This window comes from Phycisphaerae bacterium (genome assembly GCA_018003015.1).
Lineage (GTDB): Bacteria > Planctomycetota > Phycisphaerae > UBA1845 > PWPN01 > JAGNEZ01.
Map to the genome: position 1 here is coordinate 82,627 of JAGNEZ010000005.1, position 18,416 is coordinate 101,042.

The following is an 18,416-nucleotide window of genomic DNA, read 5'->3' on the forward strand; positions in this document are numbered from 1 at the left end:
CGACTGGCCTCCGCCGGGCCGGCACACGCGACCCGACAGACCCACTCTCCGCTGGCATCAACCCCCGCCGAACGCGCCTGTCCGGCCCTTCAAAGGGGTGATCGGCACACCGTATATCGGCCGGAAGCCGGCCCACCTTGTGGGACATTCGGCCGTCAGGGGCAAGACGGACGAGCGTCACGCGGCCGGAGGTCACGAAGCCGCCGGGCGGTCCGACCACCCTCTGGAACCGTCGGAAGGGGGGAACAAGAACTACGGCAGCGGCCGATAAGTCGAAGTGGATTGCCCGTTCGGGAGTTCAGCACCCGCTCAATCTGGTCGATGGGATGAAGGGGGACTGCGTCAGGCACCTGCGACCGCCTCTGTGAAGAATAGTCCGCCGCCTGGCGCCTGAAGTTGTCCATCGGGCCGGCGCCATATGACACCACCCGCCCGGGCGCCAGCCTGCCTTGTACCACGGGCCGGGGATCCTGCCAGCCCCGATGGGGCAGAGCAGGAGTGGCACTTCGTCGCGAGCACCGCGCCGAACATGCCTGGTTGTGGGGCCCCTTCCGCCTCGCGAAGTCGTGGGGTGCGGAGCAGTCTGGCAGTGCTCAGCAGCTTAGGCAAACTGCGGTTGACCTTTCCCCAAAGCCTCGAAGCCGAGTTCCGGAGGTTTTATTATCGGACGTTCATGGGCCGCATCCGTCTTTCCCTCGCCCTGGGCTTCTGCCTCTATGCCGTTTTTGGCATCCTCGACGCGTACCTGGCTGCCTCTGTCAAGCACTACATGTGGTTCATCCGGTACGTGGTGGTCTGTCCGCTGATCGTAGCCAGTCTCGTCAGTACCTACACGTCGTGGTTCACGCGATGTGGGCAACTCCTCATCGCCATCCCCGTTGGTCTCGGCGGGCTGGGCATCGTGGTGATGATCCTGATTGCGCCGCCGCCGGCCGATACCACCTACTACGCCGGGGTGATGTGCGTCCTGATGTACGCGTATTCCCTGGTGCGATTGCGCTTCATCTGGGCCACGGTCACGGCGACGTCGTTCCTGGCCGCCTACCAGGTGGCGGCCTGGCACCTCCAGATCGAGACCATCACCTTCATCAACAACGACTTCTTCTTCATCACCGAAAACGTTATCGGCATGTTCACGGCCTACTACTTGGAGGCCCAGGCGAGGCAGGACTTCCTGTATCTCCGCCAGTTGGGGCGCTCGCGCGACGAACTCGACCGCCAAGTGCGCGAACGCACGGCCGAACTGACCGTCAGCAACGAGCAGCTGCGCCTCGAAGCCCATGAACGCGAACTCGTGCAGCAGGCCCTGCGGGAATCCGAGGCCAAGTTCCGAAGCGTGATTCAGTTCTCACCCATGGGCATCTGCCTCTACGAGTTGGACGGCGACCAGCAGCTGATCCTGAGCGACGCCAACGAGGGCGCCCTGCAGCACACCGGCATCGATCACCAGGCGATGATCGGCCAACCCATCGAGCGGGTCTTTCCCGAACTGGTTACCATCGGGGCGGCAGATCGTTTCCGAGATGCGGCCCGGTTCGGATCGCTGTGGACCACGGATTTCCTGCTTGAGCACGGCGAGAATGCCCGTTGGCTGGAGATTCACGCATTCCGCACGTCGCGTGGCCGAATGGCGGCGTTGTTCATCGATGTGACCGACCGAAAACGCGTCGCGGAGGCCATGAAGCAGGCCAGAGATGTGGCCGAAGCCGCGAACCTCGCCAAGAGCGAGTTCCTGGCCAACATGAGTCACGAGATCCGGACGCCCATGACCGCGATCCTGGGCTTCTCCGACCTCCTGCTGGAGGATGTGCGTGCCCGGCACACGTCACCTGAGCAGATTGAGGCCGTCCGCACGATCCGCAGGAACGGTGAGCATCTGCTGGCGATCATCAACGACATCCTCGACCTGTCCCGGATCGAAGCCCGAAAGCTGTGCATCGAGTCGGTATCGTTCTCGCCTCGCAAGCTCGTCGAGGAAGTCATTTCGCTGATGCGCGTGCGGTCCGAAGCCAAGAAGCTCCCGCTGCACATCGCGTATGAAAGCGATGTCCCGGACATGATCGAAAGCGACCCCACCCGCCTGCGCCAGATCCTGATCAATCTGATCGGCAACGCAGTGAAATTCACCGAGATGGGAGAAGTGCGTCTGGCGGTCGGGTGCGGCATCGCAGGCCGGGAAGCGACGATGAGCTTTGACGTCACCGACACGGGACTGGGAATCACCCCGGACCAGGCGAAGCAACTCTTCCAGCCCTTCATGCAGGCCGATTCCTCCATGAGTCGCCGGTTCGGCGGCACCGGACTGGGCCTGGCGATCAGCAAGCGGCTGGCCGAGATGCTCGGCGGCGACGTCGAGCTCATCGACAGCCGCCAAGGCCAGGGAAGCCGGTTCCGGCTCCAGATACGATGCCGGGTTGCCCAGGATACCAGCCCGGATGCGAGCACCTCGAGGCCCAGACCGGCCATCGTCGCCGCGAGAGGCGGACAGCCGGGCGATCAGCCCCTGAAGGGGTATCGCATTCTTCTGGCGGAAGACGGCCCGGACAACCAGCGCCTTATCCCGCACCTGCTCCGCAAGGACGGGGCCCAGGTCGTGGTCGCAGAGAACGGCAAGATCGCCGCTCAGAAGGCCATGGAGGCGGTGACCATGAACGAGCCCTACGACGTCATCCTGATGGACATGCAGATGCCGATCCTGGATGGATACCAGGCGACGGCGCTCCTGCGTCGCCAGGGATACGGCGGGGTCATCATCGCTCTGACCGCCCACGCCATGGAGGGCGACCGGGAGAAGTGCATCGCGGTCGGGTGTGATGACTACAGCACCAAACCCGTCAAACGGGCCGAACTGGCCGAGAAAATCAGGCAAAGTCGGGCCGCTGAGAGCCCCATGCGCCGATGTCCCGACGTGGCAAGTACATCCTCTGCCATCTCACCCCCTGAAACAGGCCCGGGGCGGTGATCCGGCACCTCAAACCTGCGCTGACCACGCTGCCCGACTCAGCCCGGGGTCGGACCGCGCACGCCGAGGCCGAGCCGCGTCACTGTCTACCGTCCGGTTGAATAACGGGGTTGAATAACGGACCAGGTCCGATATGCCGCCGAAGAGATTCACAAGGACCCTGAAGTGGCTCTTGACGGTTGCAGGTGGTATTGGGCGAGGCGGGAATCGAACCCGCACGTCCTTTCGGACAGGGGATTTTAAGTCCCCAGCGTCTGCCATTCCGCCACTCGCCCAGATAGGCTACTATCAAATGACGCCCATCCAACATCCTCGGCTTCCATTATAGTCGGGATCATGCTCATTCTCTCGGAGGACCCGAAGCATGGCCCCGAAAAGGAAGCAAGCCAAACTGGGATTCCACGCCGGAACCAGCCAGTTCCGCAAGTTCATCAAAGGTAAAATGTACTACTTTGGAGCGAACGAGACAACCGCGTTTGCCCGGTACAGCTTCTTCCTGGAAACGGGACTGGTCTTCGAGTCCGGCTACCGTCAATTCTGCATCGAGGAGAACCGGCGACTAACCCCCGTCGGTCGAACCATCGAAGAAGCCCGACGGAATCTGAGTCTCTTCCGAAATGCACCGCCTTCACCCGCATCACATGGAACGGGCACGAGCCAGCCTACCGGAGCACCGACTAACCAGGTCATTCTAATCCGCACGATCAGGCATGTGGATGACGCCTACCTTGTCCACCCCGCTCACAAAGAGTTCGGCGTGTCGCTGGGCCCCGTGCTGGACAAGGTCGCGGTCGTAGACTACTGGACAAAGGAGGCCCGTCTTGATGGGTTGTGTTCTCAGCGGTAATCACACGAACGCGAACGGCGGGGCGGTCTACAGCTACGATGCCTGCCCCACGCTCATCAACTGCACCGTGGTGGGCAATACGGCGACCAGCAGCCATGGCGGCGTCCACTTCGTCGACGGGTCCGCGTATGTGTACAACAGTATTCTCTGGGGTAACGCCGACGCCGATCCCGAAACCGACACTGAACAGGCCCAGGTCTGGTACGACTACTGAGACGATGACGTCGATCACCCGTGCGTCATGGGCTGGACCGGCCGACTCGACGGCGAAGGTAGTTTTGGCACGGATCCGTTGCTCCGCTACGACGTGCCCGGCGATGCCCGACTAGGCCAGGGCTCGCCGTGTATTGACGCAGGCAACAACGCCGTGGCTATCGGGCCCGATCTCGCTGACCGCCCACGTTTCATTGACGACTTGTTTACTCCGGATACCGGCACTGGCTCATCGCCGATCGTCGATATGGGGGCCCATGAGTACTACCCCGACTGCAACCGCAACGAAGTGGACGATCATGAGGACATCGCCGGCGGTAGCAGTATGGACTGCAACCAGAATGCGAACCCCGATGAGTGCGATGTCGGGGCCGGCGTGGAGAAGGACTGCAACGGTAACGGCGTACCCGATTCGTGCGACCTCTCCGCGGGCACCAGCGAGGACTGCAACGAGAACGGGCAACCCGACGAGTGCGGTCTCGCGGATGAGACGGTGTCGGACTGCAACGGCAATGGTGTGCCCGACATATGCGACATCATGGCCGGTACATCGAAGGATGCGAACGGCAATGGTGTCCCCGATGAGTGCGAACCGCCGCCGTGCGTGGCCACGCGGGAGTTGCCGACCAAGTATTCCCCGGGTCTGAAGGTGACCGCAATCATCAAGGTCAAGCCCGGGGCGGGCACGGCCGTCTACGCCGTCGAGGACAAGCCGCCGACCGGCTGGAGCGTCGGTGCAATCACCGAGCCAGGCTTCTTCGATGCCGCGACCGGCAAGGTCAAGTGAGGACCTTTCCTGGACCATACCGCCCGCACGCTCATCTACGAGGCGACTCCACCGGCGGGAACAATGTGCAATCAGTGCTTTGGACCCGGCGTGGTCAGTTCGGACGGCGCGTCCACCGAAATCTGCGGCCCCGCCTGCATCACACTGTGCTTCGATCACCCGGCGGACGTTAATGGCGATCGGAGAATCGTGATCGATGAGGTCACCGGCTACGCATCCTGCTGGAAACGCGGCTGCATCTGGCCGCTGCCTCCAAACCCGGTACCCATCAGCTACGTGACCCGGGGCGGCGCGATCTGGAAACACGGCGAGACCTACTGCTGCGACGCGAACCAGACGCCGCCGCGGCTCTGGATCGACTGCCCGCTCGAGCCTCCGGGGACGACCTGCCGCAGCGGCTGCTCGCCTCCAGCGGAACAGCCCACGCCGTCCGCAGTGTACAGCCGGATGGCAACGGTTACATGGTCTCCATTGACGTGCAGCCCGGCACGGCGGCCGCCTACGCTCTCGAAGAGTCTACGCCGGCAGGCTGGTCGGTCAGTCTGGCCAATGAGGGCGGCCTCTATGACCAGACCGCAAGGCAGGTGCGCTGGGGACCGTTCTTCGACAACACCGACCGCCAGCTCAGCTATCGGGTGCTCCCCACCCAGGCGAGCATGTACTCGGCCGTCGCTGGTATCTTGTCGGTCGACGGACTCGACCACACGGTGGCGGGTGCCGCGAGCCTCGCCCGGGGTCCGGATGTCGATCGCGATGGAGACGTTGATGGGGCAGACCTGGACGCGTTCACGAGGTGCTTCAGCGGCCCGACCGTACAGCTGTCTCTGCCGGACTGCGAGCAAGTCGATCAGGACGCCGACGGCGACGTGGATCAGTCCGATTTCGGCATCTTCCAGCGATGCTACCGCGGTGAGGGCCAACCGGCCGATCCGCACCGCGTGCAGTGAGGCACGAGCCTTGAGCCGCCAGCGACCGGCCCGATCTACACTCGGACTTTAAGAGCGGCTTCGAGGTGCGAACTGAACTGCGGCTGGTTCGGATCGAACCCATCTCTCAGGGGTGCCGAATTCCGACACGGCTTTGAGGGGTGATTTCAACGGCGACGGCACCCTGGATGCCCTGCTTCGCCGTGACTCGCTGGGATATGAGCCGGATTGCGTTTGCCGATCACGTCCAGGATCGTCTGCTTGGAGTCAATGGCAGAAACGGACGGTTCGACGGGTGTCGCTGATCCGCACGCCGCAGGCGCAGATCAGGGCGAAACAGCCGCAGTAGACCAGCTGGCAGAGGGCAGCGATCAGGCAGCAGTCCTGGTCGCTGCGGACGTTGGGCAAGTGCCCGCCTGGATGGCCGGTGGGAGGATGGGCCTTGCCGCGGAAGACAGGGGCCGGTAAGTTAGGGACGGAGATCAGCCATGAACGTCATCGACGCCATCAGAACCCGCCGAAGCGTAAGAGCCTATTCCTCCAAGCCGATATCCGCCGGAACGATCTACCGACTGGCAGAGGCGATGCGTTCGGCCCCGTCGGCATGCAACTATCAGCCTTGGCATTTCGTCTGGGTCCAGAACGCGGAACTGCGCAAGGGGGTGGCCAAGGCGGCCAATGACAAGCTCTGGCTGGCGGAGGCGCCGATCATCGTGGTCGCCTGCGGCATGCCGGAAAAAGCCTACCCCAAAATGGGCGGCTACGCCAACAGCGTCGATATCGACCTGGCCATCGCCATGGATCACCTGATCCTGGCCGCGACAGCCGAGGGCCTGGGCACCTGCTGGATCGGCGCGTTCAACGAGGCCAACGTCAAGCAGCTGCTCAGCATCCCGGCCGGGGTGAAAATCGTCGCCATGACGCCGCTCGGCTACCCGGCCTCGCCCGACCTCCTGCGACCGATCCGTGAGGATGAGCGGCTGCCACTGAGCAAGATTGTCAGCAGCGACCGGTACGAGGGTCCGCCGCTCGATATTTCCTACCCCGATGACTGAAATCGGTCGAGCACTCATGGAAAGCGCCCGACGGCATTTCCGCTCGCGGCGTTGCCGCCTGTTGAAGTCGCGCTTATGATACCCGGATGGCAAGCCCACGGCGCGACTACTTGACCATCGTCTCCGGGCTGCCCCGTTCGGGCACCTCGATGATGATGCAGATGCTCGACAAGGGCGGCATTCCGGCCCTCATTGACAATATCCGCCAAGCGGACGAAGACAACCCCAAGGGCTATTATGAGTTCGAGGCCGTCAAGCAGACCAAGAAAGACCCCTCATGGCTCGCCCAATCGCAGGGCAAAGTAGTCAAGATGGTCCATCTGCTGCTGCTGGATCTGCCTCCAGACCGCGCGTACCGCGTGGTCTTCATGCACCGCGACCTGCGCGAAGTCGTCAAGAGCCAGAACGTCATGCTTGAACGCCATGGCAAGGGCAGCGACGACCTCCCCGATGATAAGATCGTGGCCATGTTCGAGGCCCAGATTGAAAAGGTCGACAGGTATATCCGCGAGCATCCGTGCTTCCGGATGCTCCAGGTCAACTACAATGAGATGCTGCGCAGCCCGGGGCCGCAGGTCCAGGCAGTCAATGAGTTCCTCGGCGGTGACCTGGACACCCAGGCCATGCTCCAGGTCATCGACCCCGCGTTGTACCGCAACCGGCGGGCCTGATCCTCGAGGGGCGCTTCCCCCGGATCCCCATGAACAGGAAGAGCACCCCCCGACGAGCAAGGAGAGAAACATGAAGCCGGATGTGACCCGACCCGCGTTCTTACCCGCCCGTGCGGGCCCAAGGCTGGCCGGCATGATGGCTGCCGTACTGCTGCCCGCGTGGGCAGGCTGTCTTCCGCCCTTGATCCCCGCCCCCAGCGGCGACGATACCGTCGATTCGGGCATTCAGGTCAACGGCGAGAGTGTCGACACCTTGCTCGACCGATACACCGACACCCACCTCGACCCCGGCAGCGACATGAGGTTACTGACCGATGGCCCGGAGTCGCTGGCCGCTTTCGAACAACTCATCAACTCGGCCGAACAGCACATCCACATCGAGACGCTCAACTTCGACGACGATATGGAGAAACCGCGGGATATCGCCCTGGAAGTGGCTCAACTCCTGGCCGCCAAGGCCCGCCAAGGCGTCCGCATCCGGATGATCGTCGATCCGGTGGTGGAAGGCATCATCACCCCTCCGACCGTCACCCAGGCGCTCTCCGAAGCCAACATCGAAATCCTCGGCTACGTGCCCATGTGGACCGGCCCGCTCATGCAGGCCCTTCACCGCACACACAAGAAGCTTATCCTGGTGGATGGCAAGGCGGCCATCATCGGCGGAATGAACTACGGTTGGCTCTACCTCGGTGAGGGACAATGGCGCGACACCAACGCCCTGCTCACCGGCCCGGTGGTGGCCACCATGCAAGCCGAGTTCCTGCGCGACTGGGCATACCTCGGCGGCAATGCCGGCTGGGATCCCAGCCTCTATCCGACCGTCGAACCCGCCGGCAGCCTGGGCGTGCGATCCATCGATCAGCGCCCCTTCCAAGATGACTTCGATATCAACAACGCCATCCTGATCGCCCTCCGCTCGGCGAAGCAGTCCATCGCCATCGAGACACCCTACTTCAACCCCACGGGCTGGATGCTGAATGAATTGACTGCCGCGGCAGGCCGGGGCGTGCGGATTACCCTGCTGACCAACACCCAGGAGTCCACCGACATCAAGGACTCCTATACCCTCTTCACCACCTATCTGGGCCCGCTGATCGACAGCGGAGTTCACGTCTTCCTCTGGGGCCAGCCGCGCACGCTGCACTCCAAGGCCCTGGTCGTGGACAATACCCTGGCCATGATCGGCTCGTACAACCTCAACTGGCGGAGCATCGCCTGGGATACGGAGAACGTGGCAGTTGTCACCGACGCGGCATCCGTCACCCGCGTCCGGGCCATGATCGAGGCCGACATGACCGCCGAGTTGGTGTTCGAGGTTCCGCCCGGGTCGAATTGGCTCAACGCAGTTCTGGCCACCCCCGCTCCCGCATGGCTGCTGGCCCTGATTCCCTTCTTCTGAAGTCAGGCCGTGATGGCCCGGGCGTTGAGCGACATGCCGGACGCGGCCCCGTGATCAAACACCGCCGAGTAGATGGTCCCGCAAGCGGCACACTCCCACGAGCCGACCACGTCGCCCTCCCGGGGCCAGCGCAACGGAAGCGGCAGCCCGCACTCGGCGCAGTTGCCGATCCGTCCGCTCAAGCGGTTGATCAGATCGTCGATTCGCCATGGTTTCTCGATGAAATGCGGAATCCCCAGCGACGCGCATTCCTCCATCCGATTCCTCAGACTGCTGGCGACGATCGTCACCCGGCTCGCGACTTCCCGGATACTCGCGACCATCCAGGCGGGATCAGCCTGGGAGCCGTCGAGATCGAGAAGGACGAACTCCAGATCGGCGTCGTTCCTGAGCAGGTCGAGAGCGTGCTCGAGCGACTCCACCGCGTAGCAGCCCGCCCCGACGCTCTCGAGCAGCGAAATGAACCAGCGGCGGTTCATCGCATCGGAATCCACGATCAGCACCCGGCCGTCGAACGGCCAGCGAGCGTGCTCGTAATCCCGAAAGCCCAGGAGCATCTCGATCAGCGCGAGGCTCGTCGTCCTGGATTCCCGCTGGTGACGAAGCAGCACCAGTCGGCTTCGGCCGTCAACGGGCTCCTGGGACCGGAGATACCATCGGGCGGGGCCCGTCCCGATCGGGTGAGCCACGACCCAGCGATCGATCGCGGCGTCAAGATTGGGGATCTGGGCGCCAAACAGCTCGGTCATGTGACTGGCTGCGACGCCGGCCTGGGTCTCCGCCAAAAGGACCTGGGCACCCGAGTTCGCAAAGAGGATCCGGCCGTCCACGACCACTTCCAGGACAGCCAACAGGGATCGCCGAGGCTTCGCCGACGCCGCGGCGGTAGTCGCCGCCGAGATGGCCGCCTGGATCTTCTCCAGCTTGAAGGGCTTCTCCAGAAAACCGCACGTCGGCACACCCGCGGCCTCGGACCGCAGATGGTCGGATGGAAAACCGGTCATGAGAATGACCTGCATCTCCGGAAAGACAGCTCGGAGTACGTGAGCCACGTGCAAGCCGTGAATGTCATCTCGAAGCATCCAGTCGGTCAGGACCACGTCGGGGCGAAACCGCGCACCGATGTCGATTGCCTCTCGCCCGCTTGCGGCAGTGGCGATTTGATGGCCGTCAGGGCGAAGTCCGAGTTCCACCTGGCGGCGAAAGATCGCCTCGTCGTCAACAACAAGGACCTTGGCCATGACCCTCCTCTCCCAGATCCTGGATCGCCAGCGGCAAGTCGATCGTAAACATCGTCCCCGAGCCTAACCGGCTGTGGACATCAATTATACCACCCTGCTCAGTGATAATCCCGTGCACGATGCTCAATCCCAGACCGGTCCCGCCCCGAGCCAGCCGCGTCGTGAAGAAAGGATCGAAAACATGCTTCAACTGCTCGTCGGAGATGCCCCGGCCATTGTCCGAGACGGTCACCCGAACGCTCCAATCGGTCAGTTCGGTCCTCACTGTGACCAGAAGACCCTTGTTTCCGGACTCGGCGGCGTTGCGCATCAGGTTCACAAGGGCCTGCTCCACGGCAAGGGGATTGAGGGGCACATGGGGTAGATGCTCCGCCAGCTCGAGCCTGAGGGTCCCTCCCTGATCTCTGATGTACGGTTCTGTGAGCCGGGCGGAGCGATGCACACAGGCGTTGACATCACCCGGCTTCTTGCGCGTCGGCCGCTGACGGGCGAAGCTCATCAGGTCCCGGATGATCTCCCGGCAGCGTTCCGCGCTCTGGACAATATCACCTACACAAGCGTCGACCGCGGCGGCGTGCTCGGGCTTGGCCGCCAGCCGCTGAACGTTCTGAGCCGCGAGCAACACACCCCCGATCGGGTTGTTGATTTCGTGGGCGATACCCGCGACGAGCGTGCCGATGGACGCCAGCCTTTCGTGGCGGCGCAAGTGCTCGCGCGACTCCTCCAGTTCCTGGGTGCGCTGCTCCACCAGTTCCTTCAGGTGATGCTGGTATCGGCTCAGCTCCTCTTCGGACCTCTTTCGGTCGGTAATATCTAGGAAAATGGTGGCAAACTGGCCCGGCTTCGGGCTGAAGGCGGTCACCTGAAAGTACTTGCCCAGGTCGCTTGCGGCGTGCTCGAAAGTCACGGGCTGACCGGTCAGGGCCACTCGCCCGTAGGTGTCGATCCAGTAGGAGTCGGTGTGCGGCAGGACTTCCAGCACGGTCTTGCCGACGGTCTCGGCGGCCTTCAGGCCGGTGATCGACTCAAAGGCCTCATTCACCTCCAGGAACCGATAGTCGACCGCCACTCCGCCCTCGTCGCATAGGATCTCGTGAAGCCCGAAGCCCTCGCGCATGCTGCTGAACAAACCCCGATACCGCTTCTCCGACTCCCGCAGCCGCTGTTCGGCCAGCCTCCGCTCGGTGATCACCTCGGTGTAGGCGATCATCCCGCCGATCTGCCCCTGGGCATCATGCCAGGGCCGAAACTCCCAGCGCACATAGTCCACCGAGCCGTCCGAGTGCACCAGTTGATCCTCCTCCGAACGCTCGATGTTGCCGGAAAGGCATCGCTGGTGGGCATCGACCCATCGCCGCGGGCTCTCCGGAAAGACATCGTGGCGATGCAGGCCGATAATGTCCTCCCGCTCGATCCGGTGGTCACGCAGATACCGATCGCTGACATAGAGGTACCGCAGATCCTTGTCGTAGACCGCGATGGCACTCGGATCGTACTTGATGATGTAGCGGAGCCGCTCTTCGCTCTCCTTCAGCCGGTGAAAGAGGATCCCGAAGGGCTTGCGCAGACCGCTCTCGATCACCGCCCGGCAGACCAGGCAATACGACCCGATCCTCAGGACGTGGCCGAGAAAGCCGGCCAGGGCTCTGGCTCTTCCCGCTTCCATCGTGACACTGTCGATGATCGCGAAGCAAACCTCCGCCCCCAAGGCGACGAGTACGGCAGCCGCAAACGGCCGGCGGAATCTCCGGTCCAGGTGCTTTCTGGATCGCCGCAGGTGCAGCATGGCACCGCCCAGCATCGCGAGGATCACCAGGACAGTCATTCGCCGGAAGGAGACACCACCCGAGCTCGCGGGACCGCAATATGGAAAAACCCGAAGACCGAAGATCAGAATCAGTGTGGCCACGACAACGGCCCCGATCGCGAGCAGCAAGGCCCATGGCCGGGGGCGAGAATGCAGGAACCAGGGAGCGATCAGCAACGCGCACCCGTTCAGGCCGGATGACGCCACCCGAAGCTGGCGGCACATGTCGTCCGGATAGCCGGCGAAGACACCCAGGCCCGGATGGCTCAGCGTATTCAGCACATCGAGGCTCGCTATCCCCAGATAGGACGTCCCAAGGAACAGAAGGAAGCCGTCATCCCCAAGCTCGCGCGAATTCCAGGCGATGAGGAACACGCTGGCCGCCGCGGTCATGGCCAGCAGGCCGGCCACACTGTGAAAGAGCAATTCGTTGGACCGCCACGTCAACAAAAGAACGACCAGGCCGGCCAGTCCCCAAATCACAATCCCCCACCGCTCGATGGAACGGACACCGGCCACGACCTCGGCAGAGGCAGTCATGTTGAACTCCTCAGAGCCTGACGAAGAACCGTGTAGGGAACGAAGACCGGTAACAGAAGCCGGCGACCGGCTCAGGTACCACGAAACGCAACCCGGCTCATGACCGCGTAAGCCGGCCCCGAAGCCGACAAGATCGACTGAAACACAACCAGTTCCGTCGCGGCGAATGAACCGCCGGAGAAACGCGATTCCCCAGCCACCGCGGCCCGAAGATCGTCCGCGACGGCTGAGGCCTTCACCCTCCCCAGGGTCAGATGAGGATGAAAGCGGCGGTCTTCAGGCGGATACCCCAGAGATGCGAAAGCGCTCTCGCAGGCCTGCTGACAATCGAGCAACCCCGCCGGTGGATCGACCAGCCCCGCCCATACGATCCGGACGGGCCCGTGGGGAGGGAAGCAGCCGGTCCCGCCGATCCGAATGCCGAAAGGCAAACAGGCGGCAGCCACGAGCTCGGCAGCACGACACACGTTCGGCAATTGATCGTCGGGGACCTCGCCCAGGAACTTGACGGTCAGGTGGATCTGGTCCGGGCGGGTCCAACGCACGCCTGGAGCCGCCGCACGCAGCCGGTCCTGCAGCGACCGCAGACGCTCATGGACCGCCTCAGGCAACTCGATCGCCAGGAAACAGCGCATGACGCGATGATATCAGCAAACGCGAGAGCTGAACAGCACTTCACGCATCGCCATCAACCGGTTGTGGGATCGGCGCCGACGAACGCGACCGCGGGCGTGCTGGCAGTATCGGCTCACCGCGTCGTCGAACATCGCCGCAGAGATCAGCAGCGCAACCGGGTGGGTGATCCTCAGTTCTCGCGCCAGGCGCCACAGCTGCACGATATCCCAAACCGGTATCTTCATCCGAACAAGTGATCCCAGGAAAAGCGTCATCGGCCGGGATTTGCGCTGCTCGCTGTTGCGGCGGCGCTGCAAACGCATCAGGATGTGCACCAGGATCACCGCGACCGCCAGCAAAGCCAGCACGGTGACGGTCTTCACCCAGACCTGCGGATCCGTCTCTTGGAACTGACGGCTGAACTGCTGGAACGCTTCCTTCTTGTTGAGGGTGGTGAACTGAGCCAGGAAGGGTATCATCGCTCCACCACCTCCTTGCCTGCACGGTCCCCCGCCAGCGGCGAGACTATCGGGCCGGACGCGGACGACACCAGCTGCTCGATCAGCCCGCGGGCCCGAAGGCGCACCTGCGGATCAACGTCGGAGGCCGCCATGTGGGCGACACGCTTGGCCAGATTGAACAGCCCCATGTTCTCAATCAACCACAAGGCGCTGACTCGCTGAGCCCGGTCCTTTTCCACCATCATGCACAGCAAGGTCTCAGCCGCGTCTCGAACGCCGAGCTTCAACAGGGCACGGACGGCATTGGCCCGCACGCGGTTGTCCGGCGACTTGAGCAAGGGCAGCAAGCCACTGCTGGCCGCACCGTCAACGCCCAGCCTTTCCACCGCCTCGATCGCGTTGGCCTGCACGCGACCATCCTGATCGCGGAGGGCAACGTTCAACAGCCGCCGACTGGTTGGGCTGGGCAGGGTGCCCAGAGCGGCGACCGCGGCACTGCGGACCTCGGCCTCGGGATCATGGCAGAGCGGATAGACATGCTCTTCGAATTCGGCCACCAGGCCTAGCACCGTCATGATGCGCAGGGCCCGAACCCGGTGAGTCGGCGACGCGGCGCCCAACCGGAGAGCCAGGTTGCGCCGCGCGTCCGGCACTCGCTCCAGCATCTCCCGCCCCTGGACACCCCGCTCCTGATCGCTCAGGCAGTCGAAAACCTCCCAGTAACGATCCAACGTCATGGGAGGCGGCCGTGTTTCCTTCGGCTTCTTGCCGGCACCACCCTCCGTTTCCGCCGGCAGCATGGAGGACAGAGGATAGTCCGCCGGCCGCCGGCGAACCAGCTCCATGCGCGCGACACAACTCAGCTCCGGATCGCCCTGCAAGGCCAGGCTGCGAAGGAAGCCGTCAGCCCTCGGATCCAGCCAGTGTACCAGCGCCCACACCACAGCATGTCGCCCGACACGATCCGATCGACGGTAGAACTCCTTCAGCGCATCCGTCTTGCGTTCCGCTGAGAGCCCGGTGGCTAGAAGCCATCGCGGAAACAGTCGCTGGAATTCCTCCGGAGCCTGGGACACATCGATCACTCGCCGGTCGATCCAGGCGAGTTCACGTACCACAACCAGAGCTCTGGCCAGCTTCGGCTCGACCAGCCGCCAGGATTGGCGAGTCCACTCCGTCAAGAACGACACATCCGGACAGACGTTCAGCAGATGGGCGACCTGAGAGCGCGCGTTCGTCGACGCCAGGGTTGCCATCGCAAAGGGCACGAACCGAGGGCTGGGTGAGTTGGCCAGCAGCGTCACGGCCGCCTGCGTCGCCCGGCTCCCGGGAGCCGAGAACACCGCCCAGCTGGCAGCCCCGAGATCGTCGGCGAACCACATCGCAACCTCGACGACGACAGACTGGCGATGAAGATCGAATGTGGCCAGCCCAGCCTCAACGGCTCCAACCAGCTGCCTGCGATCCTCCGCCCGGGATTCCATCTCCGCCGGATCCAGGGCCACGCTCACCGGCTCCGAACCGACGGAGGCCTCGCCGTCAACGCCATCCGCGGACAACCTCAGCAGGTCCTGGGCCAGATGGTGGAGCGTCTCCGCGGCGGCCTCGCGGACCTTGACGGAGCGATCGCGAAAGCAGCCGTCCAGGAGATAGGATGCCCGGAAGAGCCGCCCTTCCTGGATCAAAGACAGGACATTCAGCCGCAGTTGTTCGTCACGCGATTGGGCCGCTTCACGCAACACCCCAAAGAGCCGATCGACATCCAGAATCACCGCCTGACGCAGCTGCTCCTCCAGGAGATGGAAGCTCTCCACCAGCCCGAACAACCCCCGGCGGCTCTGTCGAACCAGCAACGTCTCGATCACCGCCAACGCGGTAGGAGGATCAGCCTGCCGCAACGCCGCCAGAAGGGCATCGTCCGCGGCAGGATCCGCGGACTCCCGCAAAATGGTAAAAATGGATGGATCGGTTGCCATGCGCGCAGTACACTCACCTCGTTCATCGGTTGCCCCAGCGGGTGGCATAACGTAGACGCCGCAGACGAAGGAAGATATAAGGCCAAGGGTCCACCATGGCACCGCGGGCCTGTGACTCAGACCGCGAGGCCGACCGAAAGGCAGGATCAACAGCCGATAACCAGGAAACAGCAGCCGATAATCGCCGAATCCTGATCGCCGAACGTGACCCGCGAACCATGCCTCCCTCCCTGAATCACCTCCCGATACCCCGGCCTGATGTCAACCGCCTCAAGGCCGTTCTGCAGCGTCGCCCGATCGGCGTTATCCCGCTGGTCGAGCTGGCCATCGCCGAAGAGGTGCTCGCCACGGTCAAAGGTGAACCGCTCATTCCCCTGCCGCCGGGCTCGGACCGGTCTCAAATCCGGGCCGGAATCCGCGACCGCCTCACCCTGTGGCAGGCCCTTGGCTATGACTACTATCGAGTCCGGGCGGAGATCCCTTTCCAGGTCGAGACCTTGGGAGCGGCGGACACCGCCTCTCCGGGGAAAGGCAGCCGTCAGTGGGCCAACGAGCATCAGGGAGCCATTCGCTCGGCGGATGACCTGGAACGCTATCCCTGGCCTGAGCCGGCTGCCATGGACTTCCGCCACGCGGAGGCGGCCACGGCCTGCCTGCCCGACGGCATGGGGCTGATCGGCTTCTCCGGCGGAGTCCTCGAGTGGAGCAGCAATCTGCTGGGGCTCGAGGGCCTGATGATGATGCTCTACGACCAGCCGGAACTCGTCCGCGCCGTCGTCGACCGGGTGGGACAGACCATCCTGAACGCCTTCTCGATTCTCTGCGAGATGGACCAGGTGTTCGCCATCTGGCTGGGCGACGACATGGGCTTCAAGACCGCAACACTCATCCGTCCCGAACACCTCCGCGAGTACATCCTGCCGTGGCACAAGAAGTACGCGGAACTCGCCCATCGGACCGGCCGCCTCTTCCTGCTGCACAGCTGCGGGCACATCGACGCAATCATGCCCGACCTGCTGGACAGCGTGAAGATCGATGCCAAGCACAGCTTCGAGGATGTGATCGTCCCCGTCGAGGAGTTCCAGCGCCGCTGGGGATCGAGGGTCGCCCTCCTGGGCGGCGTGGACGTCGACCTGCTGAGCCGTCGCACGCCGGAGGACGTCCGCTGCCGCACGCTCGAGATCCTCGAAGCCTGCGCCCCGACCGGCGGCTATGCCTGCGGCTCTGGGAACTCGATTACCAACTACGTGCCCCCGGCCAACTACCTGGCGATGATCGAAACCGTACACCGATTCAACGGGCGGATATGACCATCCCTGCGAACCGCGGCCGCTGCCCTCAAGAGCCCTGTCGGTACGCAGTTCGAGCCACAAGACAACGAGCGTCGATCGCGGCCCACACAGCGTTCGCCTCAGGATGCCGACCGGTCGTGCATCCGACCGATCAACTCCGTCGATGAGCGATCCTTAGGACCACCCACATTGGCCAGCCGAATGCCTAGTCGGCGCAGCGTGGGATACTCCGGCAGGTTCTCCGGGGTGTAGTCGGGCCCCTTGGCATGAACGGCCGGAAGCACCAGCTCCAGTATCGCGTCACAGGTCGGCTCGTCGAACCAGGTGACGATATCGACGCAGCCCAGTGCCGCCACGATCTCCATCCGCTCGGCCAGCGGCTGCAAGGGGCGCCGGGGATCCTTGTACTTCTTGATCGACTCGTCGCTGTTCACCCCGACGACGAGCACGTCCCCTTCGGCGGCCGCCCCCTGCAGGTAACGAATATGCCCGACGTGCAGGAGATCGAACGCCCCATTGGCAAACACGATCCGCCTGCCCTCGGCGCGGAGAGCATCGGCAGCACGTCTCAGCTCCTGATGATCGATGATGATCCGACTCACATGCTCATCCCGCTGCACTGGAGCGATTCACCGCGGCCGCCAGCTCCGCCGGCGAAACCGTCGCCGCGCCTTCTTTCATCACCACAACACCGCCCGCATGATTCGCCAGACGAGCAGCAGTCTCGATGTCCGCACCACCGGCCAGGGCAGCCGTCAACGTCGCCGCCACCGAATCACCCGCCCCGGTCAGATCCACAATCTCGTCGCTGCCGCTGGCCGGAATGCGAACCGTCCGCCCCTCCGTCACCAGAACCATCCCCTGGTTACCCAGCGTCACCAATGCCGATCGTGCCTCCAGCCGCGCGGCCAACGCGGCCGCCAGCATCGCCACCTCGCCGGCCTGCAGGCCCAACTGCCGGGCGACCACCTCGGCTTCCTCCTCGTTCGGCTTGATGACCGACATACCGGTGAACTTGGCCAGTTCCCACCGCGAGTCCGCTACCACCGGCTTCCGCTCGGCGATCTTCCGCAACAGCACCCGCAGCGGCTCATCAAAGCTGCCGTAGCCGTAGTCGCTGGCCACCCACGCATCAACCTCGGCATCGACACGCTCGACACGGGCGCGCAGATCGGCCAAAAGGCGATCGTCCGGAGGATCAGCCGGCTGGCGGTCCAGCCGCAGGACCTGCTGCCGGGAAGTGAGCTTCGCACCCGCCAGAAAACGAGTCTTGGTGATCGTATCACGGCCGCGAGTCACCACGACCATGCCGCATCGCACCGCCCCGGATTCACTCAGCGAAGCCAAGAGCCGCCGTCCGGGATCGTCGTCGCCGACAAGCCCAACCAGATGAGCGATTCCTCCAAGCGCGGCCACATTCGCCGCCACGTTCGCCGCCCCACCCGGGCGAAGCCACTCATCCTCGTGGCAAACGATGAGCACCGGGGCCTCGCGCGAAACACGGTCACTCCGGCCGCTGACATAGAGGTCCGCGACCAGATCGCCCACGATGCCGACCTTCGCGCCAGACAAAAGCCGAATCGCATCAGTCAGTTGCGGTACATGGGAACACATGATCAATGAT

17 protein-coding genes and 1 tRNA gene are annotated in these 18,416 nt (G+C 63.8%); 9 read left to right on the forward strand and 9 right to left on the reverse strand.

Annotation, left to right across the window (positions count from 1 at the left end):
- Positions 1-589 precede the first annotated feature (589 nt).
- The gene (locus tag KA354_03735) at positions 590-2,962 is read left to right on the forward strand and encodes a response regulator (GenBank protein MBP7933739.1); all 2,373 of its coding nucleotides are present in this window, start codon (positions 590-592) and stop codon (positions 2,960-2,962) included.
- A 192-nt stretch (positions 2,963-3,154) separates the two neighbouring features.
- Here the strand turns inward: KA354_03735 and KA354_03740 are convergent.
- A tRNA-Leu gene (locus KA354_03740) sits at positions 3,155-3,237 on the reverse strand.
- A gap of 167 nt (positions 3,238-3,404) precedes the next feature.
- Between KA354_03740 and KA354_03745 the strand changes: the two genes are divergently transcribed.
- The 4 genes from KA354_03745 (at position 3,405) to KA354_03760 (ending at position 5,756) form a co-directional block, all read left to right on the forward strand.
- Complete coding sequence (locus KA354_03745; GenBank protein MBP7933740.1) at positions 3,405-3,809, forward strand: Dabb family protein; 405 nt, start codon at positions 3,405-3,407, stop codon at positions 3,807-3,809.
- A complete protein-coding gene (locus tag KA354_03750; protein MBP7933741.1) occupies positions 3,787-4,023 on the forward strand; it encodes a hypothetical protein in 237 nt (78 codons plus the stop codon). The genes KA354_03745 and KA354_03750 overlap by 23 nt, the downstream gene beginning before the upstream one ends.
- Positions 4,024-4,050: 27 nt before the next feature.
- On the forward strand, positions 4,051-4,809 hold the full coding sequence (locus KA354_03755) for a hypothetical protein (GenBank protein ID MBP7933742.1): 759 nt from the start codon (positions 4,051-4,053) through the stop codon (positions 4,807-4,809).
- A gap of 461 nt (positions 4,810-5,270) precedes the next feature.
- Entirely contained in the window at positions 5,271-5,756 is a 486-nt protein-coding gene (locus tag KA354_03760) for a hypothetical protein (protein ID MBP7933743.1), read from the forward strand.
- Between the two features lie 246 nt (positions 5,757-6,002).
- Here KA354_03760 and KA354_03765 read toward each other — a convergent pair whose 3' ends face one another.
- Positions 6,003-6,143, reverse strand: coding sequence for a hypothetical protein (locus tag KA354_03765; protein MBP7933744.1), 141 nt, complete (start codon positions 6,141-6,143; stop codon positions 6,003-6,005).
- Positions 6,144-6,223: 80 nt separating this feature from the next.
- Between KA354_03765 and KA354_03770 the strand changes: the two genes are divergently transcribed.
- From KA354_03770 to KA354_03780, 3 genes are all read left to right on the forward strand, one after another.
- Positions 6,224-6,790, forward strand: a complete 567-nt coding sequence (locus KA354_03770) for a nitroreductase family protein (GenBank protein ID MBP7933745.1) — start codon at positions 6,224-6,226, stop codon at positions 6,788-6,790.
- A gap of 86 nt (positions 6,791-6,876) precedes the next feature.
- Positions 6,877-7,461, forward strand: coding sequence for a sulfotransferase domain-containing protein (locus KA354_03775; GenBank protein ID MBP7933746.1), 585 nt, complete (start codon positions 6,877-6,879; stop codon positions 7,459-7,461).
- Between the two features lie 70 nt (positions 7,462-7,531).
- Complete coding sequence (locus tag KA354_03780; GenBank protein MBP7933747.1) at positions 7,532-8,860, forward strand: phosphatidylserine/phosphatidylglycerophosphate/cardiolipin synthase family protein; 1,329 nt, start codon at positions 7,532-7,534, stop codon at positions 8,858-8,860.
- A 2-nt stretch (positions 8,861-8,862) separates the two neighbouring features.
- On the opposite strand, the gene KA354_03785 is transcribed toward KA354_03780, so the two are convergent.
- The 5 genes from KA354_03785 to KA354_03805 form a co-directional block, all read right to left on the reverse strand.
- On the reverse strand, positions 8,863-10,101 hold the full coding sequence (locus KA354_03785) for a response regulator (protein MBP7933748.1): 1,239 nt from the start codon (positions 10,099-10,101) through the stop codon (positions 8,863-8,865).
- Entirely contained in the window at positions 10,079-12,448 is a 2,370-nt protein-coding gene (locus tag KA354_03790) for a PAS domain S-box protein (protein MBP7933749.1), read from the reverse strand. The genes KA354_03785 and KA354_03790 overlap by 23 nt, the downstream gene beginning before the upstream one ends.
- A gap of 71 nt (positions 12,449-12,519) precedes the next feature.
- The gene (thpR, locus tag KA354_03795) at positions 12,520-13,083 is read right to left on the reverse strand and encodes an RNA 2',3'-cyclic phosphodiesterase (GenBank protein ID MBP7933750.1); all 564 of its coding nucleotides are present in this window, start codon (positions 13,081-13,083) and stop codon (positions 12,520-12,522) included.
- A gap of 12 nt (positions 13,084-13,095) precedes the next feature.
- Positions 13,096-13,542 carry a hypothetical protein gene (locus KA354_03800; GenBank protein ID MBP7933751.1) on the reverse strand — a complete coding sequence of 149 codons (447 nt, stop codon included), beginning with the start codon at positions 13,540-13,542 and terminating at the stop codon, positions 13,096-13,098.
- Complete coding sequence (locus tag KA354_03805; GenBank protein MBP7933752.1) at positions 13,539-15,500, reverse strand: HEAT repeat domain-containing protein; 1,962 nt, start codon at positions 15,498-15,500, stop codon at positions 13,539-13,541. Before KA354_03805 ends, KA354_03800 begins: the two co-directional genes overlap by 4 nt.
- 218 nt (positions 15,501-15,718) lie before the next feature.
- Here KA354_03805 and KA354_03810 point away from each other — a divergent pair, with 218 nt between their 5' ends.
- Positions 15,719-16,810: a uroporphyrinogen-III decarboxylase-like protein gene (locus KA354_03810; GenBank protein MBP7933753.1), complete on the forward strand. Its 1,092-nt coding sequence runs from the start codon at positions 15,719-15,721 to the stop codon at positions 16,808-16,810.
- Between the two features lie 101 nt (positions 16,811-16,911).
- Here the strand turns inward: KA354_03810 and KA354_03815 are convergent, their stop codons facing one another.
- Entirely contained in the window at positions 16,912-17,394 is a 483-nt protein-coding gene (locus tag KA354_03815; protein ID MBP7933754.1) for an adenylyltransferase/cytidyltransferase family protein, read from the reverse strand.
- 4 nt (positions 17,395-17,398) lie between these two features.
- Complete coding sequence (locus KA354_03820; protein ID MBP7933755.1) at positions 17,399-18,406, reverse strand: bifunctional hydroxymethylpyrimidine kinase/phosphomethylpyrimidine kinase; 1,008 nt, start codon at positions 18,404-18,406, stop codon at positions 17,399-17,401.
- Positions 18,407-18,416: the final 10 nt, after the last annotated feature.